Consider the following 2362-nt stretch of genomic DNA (forward strand, 5'->3'; position numbering starts at 1 on the left):
AGTATGGCTTTACATTCTAAGTAGTTAAACATAATTAATTACACAATGTCATTGCGAGTGTAACGGAGTGAAACGAAGCAATCGAAAGGGTTAGGATTACTTCGCGTAGTTCGTAATAATGGTAAATATTTTTGTTGACTTACTTATACAAAATCTTGTTTTTATCCCTGTTCTGTCATTCTCCGAAAAGTTTTACAATTTTAAATTTTTGTAACTATTGTGTGTCAGTTCCTACGGAAACTACAATTTTTATTACAAAATTGAGTATTTTCACCAACAAGTTTTACGATCAACATGTTTTCTTGTTGTGATAGTAGGTAAATCTGATGAAAACTAAGAAGATAAAATCTACAGTAAGGCAGGATTCTAAGAGAGTGAATAAGTTGTCTCTAAAGGAGCTTAACAGTGTCGTAGGAGGCCTTACAAGGACTCCCACGGGGGATAATCACCCAAGCGGTTGGGGTTTCTGCTAGCAATTTGCATAAGTAATAAACCTACCACCTTGTGGTTGCTTACGGGGGATACAGATATTGTTATACTATTTGTAAACTCCAAGAAATCCCAAATCCATTTCAATGGAATCTGATCAGGCATCTATTATGTAAGTATTCAGCTAGGACTTACGCATTGACAGGGAAACCCAAGTATGGGGTATGTTTGCAGGCATTAAATAAACATTGATTTTTCCATACTTTTTAGGTGATGTCTTGCGACAAGCCGCTTTGCATCTACGCTATTGATCCAAGGATGATTGATAAACGCCTGAAACAACGTTTTTTTCTTAATTCACAAGATAAGAAATTTGTACAGTGCGTAAGTCCTATCTGTTTTCGATTGGCTTTCTTACTTTTTTTATTCTTTACTTTTTACGCTGCATAGTACTAGTCTTCTACTTGGTGGAGTGGTAAACCTAAATACTCATGTAGTTCCCGTGCTAACCATTCCATTTCTTCCACAGTCAAATTAGCATAACTAGTCAAGTCATAGCTAACTGTGCTGGTGACAATTACTAACCAAGGCTTCATCCCATATTTGATTGCTTCTGATGTTGCCAATTTCAAGTGGGAGGCATTTTTTAACGAACGGGTGAAGTGCCATTTGAATCCTATTAAATCATGGATGAGTACCAGTTGCTTTTTATGAATACGAATATGCAGATGTTGGCAAAATCCGGCAAGAATGGCAAAAATAATGACAACTATGGCTGCAAATTGTAAAGTTTGAGTGATTGCACCTCCTGAGTTAGCAAACAATGTAGTACCCAGTGCAAAAGGGGTAGCAAAGGAAATCATGGCAATATGACGGATATTGAATCCTTGGTTTGGCAGAGAAATCTCTAAGTAATTGGCATATTTATGGAAAATAATTTTACTTTCTACTGGTTGAGTATTTCCTGAGCGGGGTGTAAGTGCTGCTTTATGTCTAGGGCGAGGTTTTTTGAGAGCTGCGATCGCAATTTTTGTGGATGCAAATCTTTGACTCAGGCTAGGTTCGCTCATCCACTCTAACCAGTCAGCGAACTCTTTACTCAAGTTAGAAGATTGGCGAAATTGAATTCTTAAGTCTTTTTGAGGTAGTTCGGTGGGATGTAAGCCGGTGACTAAATAAATCAATGTTGCTCCTAAGCTGTAAAGATCAGAAGCTGGAACACACCGTCCGCCAAACTGTTCTGGTGGCATATATCCATAGGTTCCCACCACGGTAATTGTACTACCTTCGGTAGCAGCCAAGTTTTGCACCGAGCCAAAGTCTACTAAATATACCTGACCCACACTATTCCCAGAACGATTGGTCAGTAAAATGTTACTAGGCTTTATATCACGATGAATGACGGGGGGTTTTTGCTGATGTAAATAGTTAAGTATTTTGAGTAAATCTATGGCTAATTCTTTAACCTCTGCCTCACTGAAAGTTCTACCAGAACGTAAATGAGATTCTAAGGATTTTCCTTCCACGTAAGTCTGTACTAATCCAAAGCCTTTGTCTTCAGTAGTATCTAATTCAAAGTAGTCTAAATAACGGGGAATGGCTGAATTTTCTAAGGTTTTTAATGTTTCTGCTTCTCGTTCAAATAACTTTAAATCTTGCCAGTCAAAATCTTGCCCCAATAATAGTAATTTCACTACTACCTGCTGTTGGGTATGTAAATCTTGGGCTAAATAAGTTCTTCTCCCTGTTTGTCTGCCTAATTCTTGCTGAACTTGATAACGTTCGTTTAATATCTGGTTTGTCATACAATTTCAAGTTTTAAATTTTAAATTTTGGAGCAATATAGCAATACGCAATTGGGGTGCGGACATTGTTGAAGCAGCAAACCTATGAGCAGTAAACTTATTGTTTATTATTTATTACTTATTACTTA

Annotated in this window: 1 protein-coding gene; it reads right to left on the reverse strand. The window is 37.3% G+C overall.

The window, feature by feature from the left end; all coding sequences use genetic code 11:
- Positions 1-881 precede the first annotated feature (881 nt).
- Complete coding sequence (locus CALSC_RS06215) at positions 882-2234, reverse strand: serine/threonine protein kinase (RefSeq protein WP_088240525.1); 1353 nt, start codon at positions 2232-2234, stop codon at positions 882-884.
- Positions 2235-2362 lie beyond the last annotated feature (128 nt).

Origin of the sequence: Calothrix rhizosoleniae SC01 (assembly GCF_900185595.1) — a bacterium.
Taxonomy (GTDB): domain Bacteria; phylum Cyanobacteriota; class Cyanobacteriia; order Cyanobacteriales; family Nostocaceae; genus Calothrix_A; species Calothrix_A rhizosoleniae.